Genomic DNA, 16,066 nt, shown 5'->3' with positions numbered 1-16,066 from the left:
TCCTAACAAAAACTAGATAGAGATCATTCATCTTGTGTGCTATTCGAGCTAGAGGTTTTTCTATATAATTCTTTGTCTCTTAATAAACAATTCAGAAACTCAATGACTCAAGATATTTGGCGCCTTGCAACTCCCCAGTACGATGAATTTCAAGTTCAGCTCGATCAGTACCCTAACCTACAGCCGATTTCGCTAATCGACATACAAACTAGGTTAACAAAAGCAATCGACAGATTTCTTAATATTAAAGGATTTAGCCGTGTCTTGGTTGTGAACTCTCCAGACAATTCCATCTATCGTTCTTTGTTAAAAGAGAAAGTAGAAAGCTTGGTTGACGGTTTACCAGTTGTTTCTACAGAATCTTTAGATATGGAAGCAATTTTGGGACAAGTAAAAGCAGAAAATGGCAAAATTATTTCTAAATCTGAAGGTCTCATATCCCGAGCTCACGGTGGCTATCTTATAGTCTCTGCAAATTTACTTTTGGCAAACCCACGCCATTGGCCAATACTCAAATCAGCTGTACTTGGTACACCCATCGCACAATTCAATTGTGATCCTAAATCTCTTATCGAAGAAGCGTCGTATAATCAATACGATGTTAAATTGATCATTGTGGGTGATAGGAACCAATTAGGTGATGTTGATTTTTTGGATGCTGATATCCACTCCGGTCTGTGTGTTTACAGTGAGCTAGAGCTAGATATAAAGATTAATGAAGATTCAATTACACAATATCTCTGCTTTGTAAAATGGCTATGCCATTACTACGCGTTACCAGAATTGAGCTCCGATGCACTTGAACGTTTGATGACTGCAGGAGCTCGTTATACTGAAGACCAGCACTATGCCCCGCTTTGTGTTATGTGGCACAGATCTTTGTTGGAAGAGGCATCACTAGAAGCTGATGGTGGATTAATAACAGCTCGCCACTTAGACGAAGCGATAGATGCTCGTAATTTCAGAGAATCTTATCTTCCTGAGCGTGCTTTAGACGATATTCTAGATGGGCAGGTATATATCGAAACTCAGGGTGAACAAGTTGGACAAGTTAATGGATTAACCGTTGTCGATGTTGCAGGTCATCCAGTGTCTTACGGAGAACCAGCTCGTATTTCTTGCGTAATCCATTTTGGTGATGGCGATATTGCAGATGTTGAACGCAAAGTAGAATTAGGTGGGAACTTACATGCTAAAGGCATGATGATCATGCAAGCTTTTGTTAGTAGTGAATTAAACCTAGATGTTCCCCTGCCTTATTCTGCTTCTGTTGTATTCGAACAATCTTATTGTGAAGTTGATGGTGACAGTGCTTCGTTGGCTGAACTATGCTCTTTAGTTAGTGCTCTTTCTGAGTATCCAATCAATCAACAAATTGCGGTGACAGGAGCCGTTGACCAATTTGGTCGAGTACAAGCTGTTGGTGGATTAAATGAAAAGATTGAAGGTTTCTACCATGTTTGTCAGCATCAAGGTTTCACAGGCGAGCAAGGCGTGATTCTTCCTCAAAGTAATCTAAAACATCTAGCACTGCATAAAACTGTAGTAGAAAGTATTAAGAATGGTGAGTTTCATATTTGGCCAGTCTCACATGTTGATGAAGTCGTTCCTCTGGTAATGGGCAAACCATTTAGAGGTGAAGATGAAGAAAGCGTAATAAGTAAAATTGCGGAGCGCATTGAAAACTTTGAGAAACATGTACAACCCTTTGGGTTTGTGGACCGTATCAGAAACTGGTTTGTTTAGTACTGATCGGAGTTGTCTGGCGTACACGTGTTCACTAACATGCACCCTATCAGAAATTGGAGTAAATGATAATGCAAAATAAACGTGACTCATATAATCGTGATGACCTATTAGCCTCTAGCCGTGGAGAGCTGTTTGGCCCAGGTTACCCTCAGTTACCAGCACCAAATATGCTAATGATGGATCGTGTTAGCAAAATGTCTGAAACTGAAGGTGAATTTGGCAAAGGTTTAATTATAGCTGAGTTAGACATCACTCCAGATTTATGGTTCTTCGATTGCCATTTCCCTGGTGACCCTGTCATGCCTGGTTGCCTTGGCCTCGATGCTATGTGGCAGCTTGTTGGCTTCTTCTTGGGCTGGGTTGGCGGTAAAGGTAAAGGTCGCGCTCTAGGTGTTGGTGAAGTCAAATTCACAGGACAAATTCTACCTACAGCGAAGAAAGTTACTTATGAAATCAATATGAAACGTGTAGTAAACCGTAAGCTTGTAATGGGTCTTGCTGATGGACGAGTATTGGTTGATGGTAAAGAAATTTATGTTGCTAAAGATTTAAAAGTTGGCCTTTTCCAAGACACTTCTGCATTTTAGTTTTAGCTATATTGATTAAAGCAGCCATCTGGCTGCTTTAATTTTGTTCAATATACTTAGTTATAGTGCGTTATAAATAACACCAACTAAAAAGCCCCTTTCGGGGCTTAAGATCCTTTAGTATGTGGGGGTTATTTATAGAGACCAGAGTGTTTGTCATCTCTTGCGTCACGCCAACCGCCTAGCCAATATGAACGAGCATCGCTTTGTTGGTATGGACACTCTTCTTGAGATCGTCCATTCAACCCAGCTTTATAACCTTGAGATTGTGCTCTTTCAAGGCGATCACGCTTTTGTCTCTTCATAGTGCAGTCCTCATACAGTAACTTGTGTCTTACTTACAACTATTACATTAGTGTGGATCTTTTATGACCACACTTTAAAGAATCGCGCAAAAACTGACCTTTCTCAAGTGTAAAAAAAAGCACAAGCTTATTTTTGTGAGCTTGTGCTTTTCTTGACAAAAAATGACTATTTTCTACGGAACCAAGCTAAACCAAGCAGAATAAATCCCCACAGTCCTAAGCCAGCTCCAGATCGTTTCGAAGTTTGGGCGTCCGAACCTCTTTCACTGATATCGGTTACTGAAGAATCAACTATTGGAACTAGTTTAACAGCGACTGTAGATTCATCACCATTGCAACTGGAGTTATGTGCTGTTGTTTCGTAACCGCCAGAGCACTTTAAAGCTGTACCAGATATAACACCAGCATCATTAATATCTGTAGCGTCGATAATACGGTATTGGTTATTATTACTTGTAGCCTCATTATCGTTGGTTAAGTCGTCTAGGAACCAAGCTTTATTTCCAAAACGTTCCATACGAGTTGAATCACTTCCGGTACTATCGTAAGGATATATAAACCCACGCTTTGCCCGAGGCTTACCATCAATTTCGCGTGTATCATCAAAATCAAGTTGGCCTACGATTTCATTGTAGTTATTAATGGCGCCAGCTTTACCGCCTGAGCCAGAAAATACTATACCACCAGAAAGATATATCGCAGTAGGTGAAGCTGCGGTGACATCATCAATGATAAATAATCGGTTAGCAGCAGCACCGTTATAAGGCTTACTGCCTAACCGTTTAGCACTACCAATAGCAATTAGATTATTATTCACCGATGTTACAACTGAGTTACTATGAATTGTTTCACCGTCGATTTTAACCTGAGCATTATTGACTGCGGTGGAAGTCCAAGCAGTATCCGTTTGGTAGTCATCTACTGATACACTGAACACCGTTGCGTTCATATAATTGTAAGATGAATTATAGGCATTGAATCCAACCGCATAAATCATATTGGTATCTTGATCAACAACGAAATCTCGAATGCTACCTTGCGCTAAACGATTAGATTTTCTTGCTGTACCACTTGGCCATGGTATTTCAACCACGGTTCCAGAGTCATTATCCCAAATGGCTGGATTGGAAGTATAAAAAGTACCATAATCGTTCTCGTAACTTGTAGACACACTACCGACTGTATAAGTGCCATCTGTTTTCCAAGCTCGGGTCTGTAGATAACCACTAGGAGCTGTGCCTTCCGTACGAGCTTCTACAGAATTGCGACGATAATCAGTAACATCTCCAGCTGTGGAGTCAATCCCAATAACAGTCCCCGAATCAGAAATACTGTTAACTACTACATTTAATGATTCTGTCGAATCAACTGAGCTAACATTACCAGATTCATCTTCGATGAAAGCTATAGAATTCGGTGTTGTATCACCATCAATCTCAGACTCCCAAATATCCCACCGAACTGTCGCCCATTGCTCACACGTTGAATAACCCAATTGAGCTTCACAGTAATTATCAAAATCGGAATAATCTTGGATATAATAGAACGAGCTATCCATTGCAAACGGAGCTTCTTCTCGAAAGCTCAGTCCATCAACTTCTCCACCTGCATTTAACTTTGCAATTCGAGTCTCACCGGCTAACACATAAGAACTACAATCAACACCATCACCTTCAATGGTGCTAGTTACAAAGCAGTTATCAGCAGCGCTATTAGTTGCTGCTGGTTGGATAGCCTCACCGAAAGAACTTTCGTAGCTTAAGGACGTACTTGGAACTACTTCTACCACATTATAAAGAGCGGCTGATACGTGCGTAGCTGTTAAAATTGCTGCGCTAATAATACTCAGCTTAAACAAATTGTTATTCATAAAGTCATTAACTATCCTGTTGCATTGCTTCCAGCTCTTCCCAGCGTTCAAAAGCAATTTCAAGCTCCTGCTCTTTGGCAGATAACTTGTCTAAAATTGGTTGGGTCAAATCAACAGATCGACTAAAGAAATCGGCATCGTTAACTTGCTCTTGCAGTGATTCTATCTCTGCTTCTAACTCTTCGAGCTTTTGCGGCAGAGTTTCTAATTCCCGCTGCAGTTTATAAGATAACTTTTTAGATTTAGGCTTCACTGACTCCAATTTGGGAGATAGCTCAACCGATTTATCTTGTTTGACAACGTTTTCAACACTACGCGACTGCATCACTTGAAAGCGTTGCTGCTGAGCATCATGATAACCGCCAACAAACTCTTCTATTTTACCGTTACCTTCAAATATCCAACTCGTAGTCACTGTATTATCGACAAATTCACGATCGTGACTGACCAACAATAAAGTTCCTTGATAATTGGCAAGCAAATCTTCCAAAAGTTCCAAAGTTTCGATATCTAAATCGTTTGTTGGTTCATCCAGTACCAACAAGTTGTTTGGTCTTAGGAATAAACGAGCAAGCAGAAGTCTGTTTTTCTCACCGCCAGACAGTGCTTTAACAGGAGTACGCGCGCGCTTCGGCGCAAACAAGAAATCTTGGAGATAACTCAACGCATGTCGTTGACGACCACCAACCGTTACTTCTTGTTTACCGTCTGCCAGGTTATCGATTACTGTTTTTTCAGGATCTAATACTTCGCGATACTGATCGAAGTATGCTACTTCCAATTTGGTACCGCAGTGCAAACGACCGCTATCTGCGGTCAATTGGCCAAGTAGAAGCTTTAAGAGCGTACTCTTGCCACATCCATTAGGGCCAATAAGAGCAATTCGATCGCCACGCATGATATTAAAGCTAAAGTTATCAACCAAGCACTTGTCTTCAATAGCGTAATTGAGGTTTTCTGCTTCAAATACGATCTTTCCAGAACGAGACGCGTCATCGATTTGTAAGTTAACTTTGCCCAGCACTTCACGTCTTTCACTACGTTCCTGACGGAGCTTTTTAAGTGCCCTAACACGGCCTTCATTACGTGTTCTGCGAGCTTTGATACCTTGACGGATCCAAACTTCTTCTTGAGCTAGTTTCTTATCAAACTCTGCGTTTTGTAACTCTTCGACTCTCAATAACTCTTCTTTTTCAGTAAGATAGTTTTCATAGTCGCCAGGGAAAGAGTTAAGTTGGCCACGATCTAAATCGACGATGCGTGTTGCCATCGATTTAATGAACGAGCGGTCGTGCGAAATGAAGATTATCGATCCGCGAAAATCCTTTAAAAATCCCTCTAACCATTCAATTGTCGTAACATCTAAGTGGTTGGTAGGCTCATCAAGCAGTAATACATCAGGGTCACAGACCAAAGCACGTGCTAGAGCGGCTTTTCGCTGCCAACCACCTGAAAGATCCGTTAACTTTGTATGACCATCAAGCTTTAATGAAGCTAAAACGTTCTGAATTCGGTCTTCAAAGCGCCAAGCACCGGCATGCTCTAGCTGTTCTTGAACATTTGCCAACTTCTTAATATTGGATTCTGATGGATCAACAGCGACAAGATCGAGCAGATCATTGTAGATCTTAAGTTGCTCGCCGACTTCTTGTAGACCACCAGCAACATAATCAAATACAGTACCTTCCTGGTTGCGCGGAGGGTCTTGCTCTAAACGCGACACAATGACATCCTGCATCACTTGCATTTTGCCATCATCTAACAGTATTTCACCTGCGATGATTTTCATTAGCGTTGACTTGCCTGCTCCATTTCGGCCAACCAAACAAACACGCTCATTTTCTTGCAATGCGAAATCTGCGTGATCAAGTAAAGGATGGTCACCAAAAGCGAGTAAACCGTTATGAATGGTAATTAATGCCATTATTATCTAACCACTGAGTTAATTCTGAAAAATCAAAAGGCCAGTTTAGCTCTGAACCTTGATATGATACTACGGGGATAGTGACCCCGTAACGAGAAAACAGTTCATCATTGAATGCAATGTCGATTACATCAACATGTGAAGCAACATTAGCCTGAATAAGTAATGAGAAGGCCATCTCACATAGGTGGCAACCTTCAGTACTGTATAAAGTTATCAATCAACTTTCCCTATTATTCATTCACTAAACTAGCTTATGAGTAACTACCCAACAGTTATGAATGTGCTTGTTGCGTTCAAAGTCGAGTGGAAGTGTCTGCGCAGAGATATTTTTAGCTTCTAAACCTAAGCTCTCTAATTCAGCCATATCCATCTTGAAATGACGTTTATTGTTTGAGAAAACAATAGTGCCGTCCTGACGCAAAATACGCTTCAAGTTCTTCATCAATTGAATATGGTCTCTCTGAACATCAAAAGATTGTTCCATACGCTTTGAATTTGAGAATGTTGGCGGATCAATGAAGATAAGATCATAGTTACCCGAAGCTTGTTCAAGCCACTGAAGGCAATCGGCTTGAACAAACTGATGCTGGCGTCCTACTTGGCCGTTTAGCTTCATGTTGTCCTTTGCCCATTCTAGATAGGTATTTGACATGTCGACCGTTGTCGTTGATTTCGCACCACCGCAAGCTGCGTGCACTGTACCAGAGCCGGTATAAGCGAATAGGTTCAGGAAGTCTTTACCTTTAGCCATTTCACCAAGTTTACGACGAGTAATCTTATGATCTAAGAAAAGTCCAGTATCCAAATAGTCATGTAAATTAACAAGCAGCTTCACACCATACTCATTGACTTCCATCGTTTGAGACTGCTGACCAAACTTCTGATACTGAGATGAGCCTTTTTGCTTTTCACGGACTTTCAAAACAACATTGTTGGCATTTGTGCCCCTAACCTGAATCGCAGCCCTAATGATGTCAGTGAGACGGCGTTTTGCCTTCTCTTCTGGGATATCCTTCGGTGCAGCATACTCTTGGATGACTAACTGATCTAAATACACGTCGATTGCAACATTATATTCAGGTAGATCAGCATCGTAGATACGATAACAATCTAGACCTTCACGCTTCGCCCATTTACCAATTTTTGCAATGTTCTTCTTCAGACGGTTTGAAAAATCAGGCGCGATTTGAGTCTGTTGCGTTTCTTGCTCGTCTTCAGAACGTTCACGAGCAGAAATTGAATAGTTCTTTTGGTGACAAGGTAACGCACCGTTATTCAACTTATATTGTTTCTCAGCACGCATACGTAGGCAGCTAAGTAATTCATCTGAACTAGAGAAGATAGACGCCTGACAACCGCCGAATTCAGATTTAAGCTGCGCACCAAATGCTGTGTAGAGTGCGATAAGACCTGGATGTGTTCCTAAGCGCTCACCATAAGGTGGGTTACAGACGATTACACCACTTTCAAAACCTTGCGGCTTCTTAAGCAGTGCGGCATCTCCAAGCTCAAACTGAATCAAGCTTTCTACACCAGCTCGTCTAGCGTTATCTTTAGCGGTTTTTAGAACACGGCTGTCACTATCTAAGCCAAAAAACTTAGTGTCAGTTTTATTGACACCCCTTCTCGCCTGCACACTAGCTTCAGATTTCACTTGCGCCCAAAGTTCGGGGTCGAAGTCTTGTAAGGACTCAAAACCCCATTTTTCACGCTTAAGACCAGGAGCAATATTCGCAGCCATCATCGCCGCTTCAATTAACAAAGTACCTGAACCACACATAGGGTCTAACAATTGCTTTGATGCATCCCAGCCACTTCGTAGGATGATAGCCGCCGCTAGTGTTTCTCTAAGTGGGGCACGACCAGCTTCCGTTCTGTAGCCACGAACATGTAAGCCACCTCCGACCATATCGATACCAAGTAGAGCCTTATCATTATGTAGTCGAACGTGAATGCGAAGATCTGCATGATCTTTACTGATCGACGGCCTTGGGAGGTTTTTCTTTTCAAAACAATCAACTACAGCATCTTTAACTTTCATTGCGCCATATTGACTGTTACGGATCTCTCTGTTTGTGCCGTTGAAATCAACCACAAACTTTTTAGAGCTATGAAAATGATTAACCCAGTTCACTGACGTCGCCGACAGGTACAGGTCCATATCATTCTGACAATTGAATTCTGTAATAACACGTACAAATCGTGAAGCAAGGCGGCTCCATAAACAACAACGGTAAATTTGCTCATTTGACGCTTTAAATTTCACCCCTGCTTGCACAGGTTTGGCGTCTGAAATCCCTAATTTTGTTAATTCTTCTACTAATAGGTTCTCAAGACCGTTTGAGGTTACCGCTAGATACTGATTCATAGTGTTCTTTAGCTAATAAAAATGGTGTCAGATTATACCTGACAAAGAACAACTTGCCCAAATCTAAACAACCTAAATCCATAAAAACACAAAACTTACATTTCCAGCTCTTCTAATTGTTAATAAAACCACTACTGAATTCTTATCTCCCTAATTTATTACCTCATAGCGATAGTGAGTATTTATTCACAATAAATCTGGACTATACCAGAGTAGTTTTTACACTGTAAATTAATTACACTTTTAGTTAAAACGGGAATATTTTGGTACTTTTAATGGGAAATAAGCTGGTCTGTATCGTCACATTTAAGGCAATTTAAATGCAAATATTTTGTCAGAAGTAGAAATATGATTGGCGATATAGAAACTACACCACTCAACTGAGGTGAATTGAAGGCAAAAAAAATCGGCTTACGCCGATGGGAAATAAAACAAAGGAACGAAAATACTAGGGAAACTTAACCCACCAACGCCATAGGCTGTGGCAGCAAAATCTGATTTGCTGATGCCATTCTGTCATGCATCACTTTAATCACTTGTCCAAAGCATAGCTGTTTAGAACTGTTTAGAACAAAATCTTCAAGGTCGACTAATGCACATAAGCTAGCATTGTCACCCACTTCTAGGACGATGAAGTAACCTTGGCCATTACCATTGACGAGGCTTACTATTTCACCCTCGTCTGGAGAATAACCACTGCTTTGGTAATCAAAGAACCAGCTCTTAGGTTGGACTGGCTTATGGAAACGCTTAGCTGCAACGCAATAAAGGACTAACTCTACTTTGCGTGGCTCGCTGAGATTGAGGTAATCAATGCGCTCTTTGTAAGTCTGGTAGTCAGAAGCGTCGTCAACAGTAAATTGATTAGATGCAAAAGCACAATCTACTAAAAGATTGCTACTTAGATTGGTGCGAAACACCATCTCATCACCCAGTTCTAACATCAGATAGCCTTCGCTATCTGAGTAGTACCAATTCCATTTGTCACTCGGTTTAAGCATTGTCCTGACTCGCTATTTATTTATTATCAGACTATTAGGTAAAACGCTTAATTACCCTTGCCAACTAACTGCACTTAATTCTAAGAGAGGAAAAACAAAAAAAAAGAGGAAATGATTCTCTCATTTCCTCTCTACATTACCTTGTCACTTCTGTTCTGTTTAAAAACAGAAGTCTCAATTAGATATTTTTTACGATGTCAGCAACTAAACGTGGACCTTGATAAATAAAACCACTGTACACTTGAACAAGTTTAGCACCAGCTAGTAATTTCTCTTTCGCTGCAACATATGAATCGATACCACCAACACCAATAATTGGAATTTGATCTCCCAATTCACGATACAAGCATTTGATCACTTCTGTACTGCGAGATTGAAGTGGTTTACCACTTAACCCACCCGCTTCATTGCCATGTTTCATACCTTCAACCAAAGTACGATCCAAAGTTGTGTTCGTTGCAATCACACCATCAATATTATTCTTAAGCAATGATGCACAAATTTGTTTAATTTCGTCATCACTCAGATCAGGTGCAATTTTAAGAGCTAGAGGAACATACTTATCGTATTTACTCGCTAACTCAGCCTGCTTTACCTTTAACGCAGCTAACAACTCATCAAGCGCTTCGCCGTATTGTAGTGAGCGTAACCCTGGAGTATTTGGTGATGAGATGTTTACAGCGATATAACCTGCATGCTGATAGACTTTTTCCATACAGATTAAGTAGTCATCAGCACCTTTTTCGATAGGTGTATCTTTATTTTTACCGATATTGATACCGATAATCCCGTCATAATTGGCTTTTTTAACGTTCTCAACCAAGTTATCAACACCTAGGTTGTTAAAACCCATACGGTTAATGATCCCTTCAGCAGGAATGATACGGAATAAACGCGGTTTGTCGTTTCCTGATTGAGGACGAGGAGTTACCGTCCCTACTTCAACGAATCCAAATCCCATCGCACCAAATGCATCGATACATTCACCATTCTTATCTAGACCTGCCGCAAGGCCAACAGGGTTCTTGAATGTTAATCCCATACATTCTACTGGTCGATTTGGAAGATGTTGACGATAGAAAAGATCAAGAGGAGTGCCGGTGAAACGTTTAAAGTTTTGGATGGCAAGATCATGCGCCTTTTCAGCATCCAATTTGAAAAAGCCAGTTCTGGCTAAGCGGTAGAGCATTGTGCCTCCGATAGAAAAAAGCCCCGATTAAACGGGGCGTAATTATTGTCTGATTCAGCTAACAATTCAAACTTTATTCAACCGCTTGACAGTTTAAATTGAGCAGCATCAATTCTCTTAAAGCGACAGAGAACTTCGCGAACTCATGTACAGTACCTACTTTGAACTCGTTCAGGATATTTTCCCAACGATGCAGTGACACAGAATTTGCTTCCATCCACTCTTCGAGAGCTTTAATCACATCCAACTCACCGTCTTCACATTTGCAGTTAAGCACTTGAGCTGTTAATTGACGTTGCTGCCAATCCAAATCTTCTCTAAATGCTGCACGAGCCAATACTTGCCAGTTGTTGTCTGTCGCTTGGTTGTTAATCTGTTTCAAGAACCAGTGCAGAGACAAACGGTCACCCAGGTTGAAGTACAGTTTTGCAGTTTGTTCGACTGTTTTTTGCTTTTCTTTTGCCACTGAGGATATATCCAGTACTGAATGTAGGCTAGATAAACGAGCAACATAGTTTGCTAATGTCGGTTCGATACCTTTCTCGATCCACGCTTTAGCCATAATGTTGTGCTCTTCCACTTCTTCAGCGACAAGTACATCATCCAGTTTATTGGCAATCGCTTCTACATCGGCTTTGTACAGTGCAATCAACTCAAGAACAGATTGTTTACCTGGACGATTACGTAGCAACCAACGTGATAAACGACGAAGAGTACGACGAACATGGAACATCACTTCATACTGAGTCAATGCATCCGCTTTGTTATCTAGCTTACGTACCTCTTCAAGCACTGAACCTAAATTATAGATTTCACGCGCAGCGGCATAAGCATTAGTCACATCAACGGCACTTGAACCAGTCTCTTCCTGCAAACGAGTAACGAAGTTACAACCCATTTCGTTAACCATCTGATTTGCAAGTGCTGTTGCAATGATTTCAGCACGTAGCGGATGGTTTTGCATGTGCTGTGAATAGTTACGACGTAACTCAGTTGGGAAGTAATTGATAAGTTGCTGTGCATGGAACTCATCATTCGCAATGTCTTCGCACGCTAACTCATCTTTCAACACCATCTTACCGTAAGCAACGAGTACTGAAAGTTCAGGGCGGGTCAAACCATGACCTTGTTTCTCGCGTTCAAGTAGAGTTTCGTCATCAGGAATGTACTCAAGCGCTCGATCCAAATGCCCTGCTTTCTCCAATTGATGAATAAAGCGAACCTGTTCTTTAACTACCGCAACACCTTGCTGTTCAGTCACTGAAATAGACTCTGACTGAACATAAGCATCTTCGATTACAATCGCGCCAACCTCATCTTCCATAGACTCAAGAACTTGGTTGCGTTGCTTAACTGTCATATCACCATTGGCAACAAGACCATTTAGGAAGATCTTAATGTTAACTTCGTTATCCGAGCAGTCTACACCACCAACGTTATCAACAAAGTCCGTGTTAACACGACCACCTTTCAGTGCATATTCAACACGACCCAGTTGAGTCATGCCTAAGTTGCCACCTTCACCAATGATTTTAGCGTTTAGATCACGACCATCGATACGTAGTGAGTCATTCGCGCGATCACCAACATCGGTATGAGTTTCGCGGGAAGACTTAACGTATGTACCGATACCACCGTTCCAAAGTAGATCAACCTCCATAGAAAGGATCATCTTAATCAACTCGTTTGGAGCAACAGATCCTTTCTTAGTGCCTAACATCTTTTGAATTTCAGGCGTTAAAGTAATCGATTTTGCCTTACGTGAGAAAATACCACCGCCCTTCGAAATCAGTTTAGGGTTGTAATCTTCCCAGCTTGAGCGAGGTAGATTAAATAAGCGGTTACGTTCTTCCCAACTGCATGCTGCATCTGGCGTTGGATCGATAAAGATGTGTAAGTGGTTAAATGCACACTGTAGGCGAATGTGTTTCGACAGCAGCATACCGTTACCAAATACGTCACCCGCCATATCGCCGATACCCACTACGGTGAAATCGGTGGTTTGGCAATCGATGCCAATCTCACGGAAGTGACGCTTAACTGACTCCCAACCACCTTTCGCTGTAATGCCCATTGCTTTGTGGTCATAACCATTAGAGCCACCTGAAGCGAAAGCATCACCTAGCCAGAAGTTGTATTCTGCCGATACTGAGTTAGCAAGGTCTGAGAATGTTGCCGTACCTTTGTCTGCCGCAACAACCAAATACGGATCATCTTCATCGTGACGAACCACATTCACAGGAGCAACGAGATCACCTTCTACGATGTTGTCAGTCACATCTAATAGCGCACGTATGAAGCGTTTGTAACAACGCTGACCTTCAGCAAAAATCTCATCGCGGGTGTTGTACAGGTACTGTTTTCTACAAACGAAACCACCTTTAGCACCCACAGGAACAATCACTGTGTTCTTAACTTGTTGTGCTTTTACTAAACCAAGGATTTCAGTACGGAAATCTTCTTGTCTGTCTGACCAACGCAAGCCACCACGAGCAACTTTACCACCACGTAGATGTACGCCCTCAATATCAGGTGCATAAACGAAGATTTCAAACGCTGGTACTGGAGCAGGAATCTCTGGGATTTCGCTTGGTTTCATCTTCAATGCCAACCAAGGCTTAGGCTGTTTGTCTTCGTTTAATTGATAATAGTTGGTACGGTATGTCGCGAGGATCATCTCCATGTAACGACGAATAATACGGTCATCATCTAAGCTTTCTACGTGATCTAACTGTTCAGTAAGCTTATTAATTAGATCCGTTTGACCTTTTTGCGCACCCTTATGTTTCGGATCAAAACGACGCACAAATAGATCCACCAAGCCTTTAGCGACCTCAGGATAATGGCTTAATGTGTCTTCAATATATTGTTGGCTGAATGGGAAACCAACTTGACGCATGTAACGAGCATAAGCACGAAGAATCGATACTTCTCTGCCGGTTAATGAAGCGCCCAACACTAAACGGTTGAAACCATCACTTTCTAGATCACCATTCCAAATAGCAGCAAACGCTTGTTGGAAACGATCGCGAGCTTCTCGAAGATCAACTTGGTTCTCGCTCTTATGAAGCATTGAGAAATCAAGGATCCAGTAAACTTGACCATTTGACTTCACTATCTCGTATGGTGATTCACCGATAACACGCAAGCCAAGATTTTCAAGCATTGGCATTACATCAGAAAGATGGATTGGCTCATCACGGTGGTAAAGTTTCAAGCGAACCGCTTTAGAATCTGTTGATTCTTCTTGCGGACGGTAGAATAACATACCCAACTTGTTTTCTTCGTTTAAAGCTTCTAAACGCTCAATGTCTGCCACCGCAGAAGCTGGCATTACATCTTCTTTATATGAACGTGGGAATGCATGCAGGTATTCTTTAGCAAGTGGTAAACCTTTACTTTCACCGCGGTTTGCCACAATCGCTTCTGCTAAACGATCATCCCAAGTTGTTGATGCTTCCATTAAGTTTTGCTCTATTTTCTTCACATTCACGTCCATATTGTTGTTATCAACACGAACGATGTAATGGGTTCTTGCAAGTGGGCTTTCAGAGAAATACGTTGTGAATTCGACTTCTTGCTCACAACCAAAATATTGTTTAAAAATACGTTGCGTTTGACGGCGTAACTCAGTGTTGTAACGTTCTTTTGTTACGTACACCATGCAACTGAAGAAACGACCGAACGGATCTTTACGCACAAACAGACGAAGAAGATCTCGGTCTTGCATTTGTACAACGCCCATACCCACTTCTAACAGTTCTTCTTCTGTTGCTTGAAGCAGCTCATCACGTGGGTAGTTTTCCAATATGTTGTGCAGTGCTTTATAAGCATACGAACCAACACGGTAGCGGCTAGCACTTAGAATACGTTCCACTTTCTCACGAATTAGAGGGATGCTTTGTACTGCTTGGTTGTACACCGCTGAAGTATAAAGACCGGTAAAGCGATGCTCACCAATCACCTTTCCGTTATTATCAAACTTCTTAATACCAATGTAGTCTGTATAGGCTGGGCGATGGATACGAGATTGCTTATTGCCTTTAGTTAGAATAAGTAAGTAGGCTTTTTTCGCTTCTAGGCGAGCTGAGTCAGAGAATTCGGAAAGTTTTACTGAACGAACACGTTCACTTTGAGAGAACAAACCTAGACCCGGCTCTGCTGTTGGTTTTAGAGTTGTTTCGCCGTCAACATCAACAAGATCGTATTCTTTGTAGCCCATAAAAGTAAAGTTATGGTTACCCAACCAACGTAGGAACGCCATAGTTTCTTGGAAACGATCTGATTCTGGTAAAAGATCTACATTTGTTTCAAGCTGGCTAATAACTTGATCCAGTTTATTTACCATAGGTTTCCAGTCTTTAACGACCAAAGCCGCATCCAAAAGAATTTCGAGCAATTCTTGTTGAAGAGTTTTCATCTCATCTTTGTTACTTAGCCGATCGACTTCAATGTGAAACAGAGACTGAAGATCTCCCTCTCCGTTATTGACACTCTTGATTGCGCCTTTGTCATCACGATCAACTTGAGTTGGACCGTTTAGCATTAAGTGGGAAGTAAGATCAAGTCGGCTAAGTGCCATCTTAATAGAGTCAACATGGAAAGGACCATCAGGGACAACAATCTCAACAATCGTATGGGTAGATTCCCAACCATGACGACTTACCGTTGGATTGAAAACTCGCACAGAGTAATCATCACTTTTCTTCTCACTGATATGATGCCAGAGACTGACTACTGCACCATATAAATCGGATTCATTTCTTTCAGCTAAATCATCTTGCGATACATTGCTAAATAAATGTTGAGCAAGTTGAGTAACCAAGGGTTGTTGTTTTTGCTCAAGTTTGTCTTGAATAAGTTGGTAAACTTTTTCAAGTAGAACCGGCATCAAAGTCTCACGCGCGGTCATAGGCGACTCCAGATTAGAATTATGTTTTGTAGGGGATGCAGTAAGAATATAGCCTACTGCTGGTAATGCATGCCTTATTGTAAAAGTTTTAGAAACTAAACGTTAATGATTTTAACATTTACACTCAGGCAAAAGTTTGAGAATGTGACTAAGATACC

10 protein-coding genes are annotated in these 16,066 nt (G+C 41.4%); 2 read left to right on the top strand and 8 right to left on the bottom strand.

What is annotated here, in order from left to right; genetic code table 11:
- The first annotated feature begins 102 nt into the window (after window positions 1-102).
- Together G5S32_RS07020 and fabA are read left to right on the top strand one after the other, a co-directional pair.
- The gene (locus G5S32_RS07020; RefSeq protein WP_165311343.1) at window positions 103-1,746 is read left to right on the top strand and encodes a S16 family serine protease; all 1,644 of its coding nucleotides are present in this window, start codon (window positions 103-105) and stop codon (window positions 1,744-1,746) included.
- A 71-nt stretch (window positions 1,747-1,817) separates the two neighbouring features.
- On the top strand, window positions 1,818-2,336 hold the full coding sequence (gene fabA / locus G5S32_RS07015) for a bifunctional 3-hydroxydecanoyl-ACP dehydratase/trans-2-decenoyl-ACP isomerase (RefSeq protein WP_165311342.1): 519 nt from the start codon (window positions 1,818-1,820) through the stop codon (window positions 2,334-2,336).
- Window positions 2,337-2,467: 131 nt separating this feature from the next.
- Here fabA and rmf read toward each other — a convergent pair whose 3' ends face one another.
- The 8 genes from rmf to G5S32_RS06975 all read right to left on the bottom strand — a co-directional run bounded on the left by rmf (window position 2,468) and on the right by G5S32_RS06975 (window position 15,908).
- On the bottom strand, window positions 2,468-2,641 hold the full coding sequence (gene rmf, locus G5S32_RS07010; protein WP_165311341.1) for a ribosome modulation factor: 174 nt from the start codon (window positions 2,639-2,641) through the stop codon (window positions 2,468-2,470).
- A 166-nt stretch (window positions 2,642-2,807) separates the two neighbouring features.
- On the bottom strand, window positions 2,808-4,511 hold the full coding sequence (locus G5S32_RS07005; protein ID WP_165311340.1) for a DUF3466 family protein: 1,704 nt from the start codon (window positions 4,509-4,511) through the stop codon (window positions 2,808-2,810).
- A gap of 7 nt (window positions 4,512-4,518) precedes the next feature.
- A complete protein-coding gene (locus G5S32_RS07000) occupies window positions 4,519-6,435 on the bottom strand; it encodes an ABC transporter ATP-binding protein (protein WP_165311339.1) in 1,917 nt (638 codons plus the stop codon).
- Window positions 6,413-6,655 carry a glutaredoxin family protein gene (locus G5S32_RS06995; protein ID WP_165311338.1) on the bottom strand — a complete coding sequence of 81 codons (243 nt, stop codon included), beginning with the start codon at window positions 6,653-6,655 and terminating at the stop codon, window positions 6,413-6,415. The genes G5S32_RS07000 and G5S32_RS06995 overlap by 23 nt, the downstream gene beginning before the upstream one ends.
- 24 nt (window positions 6,656-6,679) lie before the next feature.
- Complete coding sequence (gene rlmKL / locus G5S32_RS06990) at window positions 6,680-8,806, bottom strand: bifunctional 23S rRNA (guanine(2069)-N(7))-methyltransferase RlmK/23S rRNA (guanine(2445)-N(2))-methyltransferase RlmL (protein WP_165311337.1); 2,127 nt, start codon at window positions 8,804-8,806, stop codon at window positions 6,680-6,682.
- Between the two features lie 458 nt (window positions 8,807-9,264).
- Window positions 9,265-9,807, bottom strand: a complete 543-nt coding sequence (locus G5S32_RS06985) for a cell division protein ZapC (RefSeq protein ID WP_165311336.1) — start codon at window positions 9,805-9,807, stop codon at window positions 9,265-9,267.
- Between the two features lie 178 nt (window positions 9,808-9,985).
- Window positions 9,986-10,996, bottom strand: coding sequence for a quinone-dependent dihydroorotate dehydrogenase (gene pyrD, locus G5S32_RS06980; RefSeq protein WP_165311335.1), 1,011 nt, complete (start codon window positions 10,994-10,996; stop codon window positions 9,986-9,988).
- Between the two features lie 73 nt (window positions 10,997-11,069).
- Complete coding sequence (locus tag G5S32_RS06975; RefSeq protein ID WP_165311334.1) at window positions 11,070-15,908, bottom strand: NAD-glutamate dehydrogenase; 4,839 nt, start codon at window positions 15,906-15,908, stop codon at window positions 11,070-11,072.
- Between the last annotated feature and the right edge of the window lie 158 nt (window positions 15,909-16,066).

Source organism: Vibrio ziniensis (assembly GCF_011064285.1).
Classification (GTDB): Bacteria; Pseudomonadota; Gammaproteobacteria; order Enterobacterales; family Vibrionaceae; genus Vibrio; species Vibrio ziniensis.
This window is presented reverse-complemented; position numbering and strand designations above follow the sequence as displayed.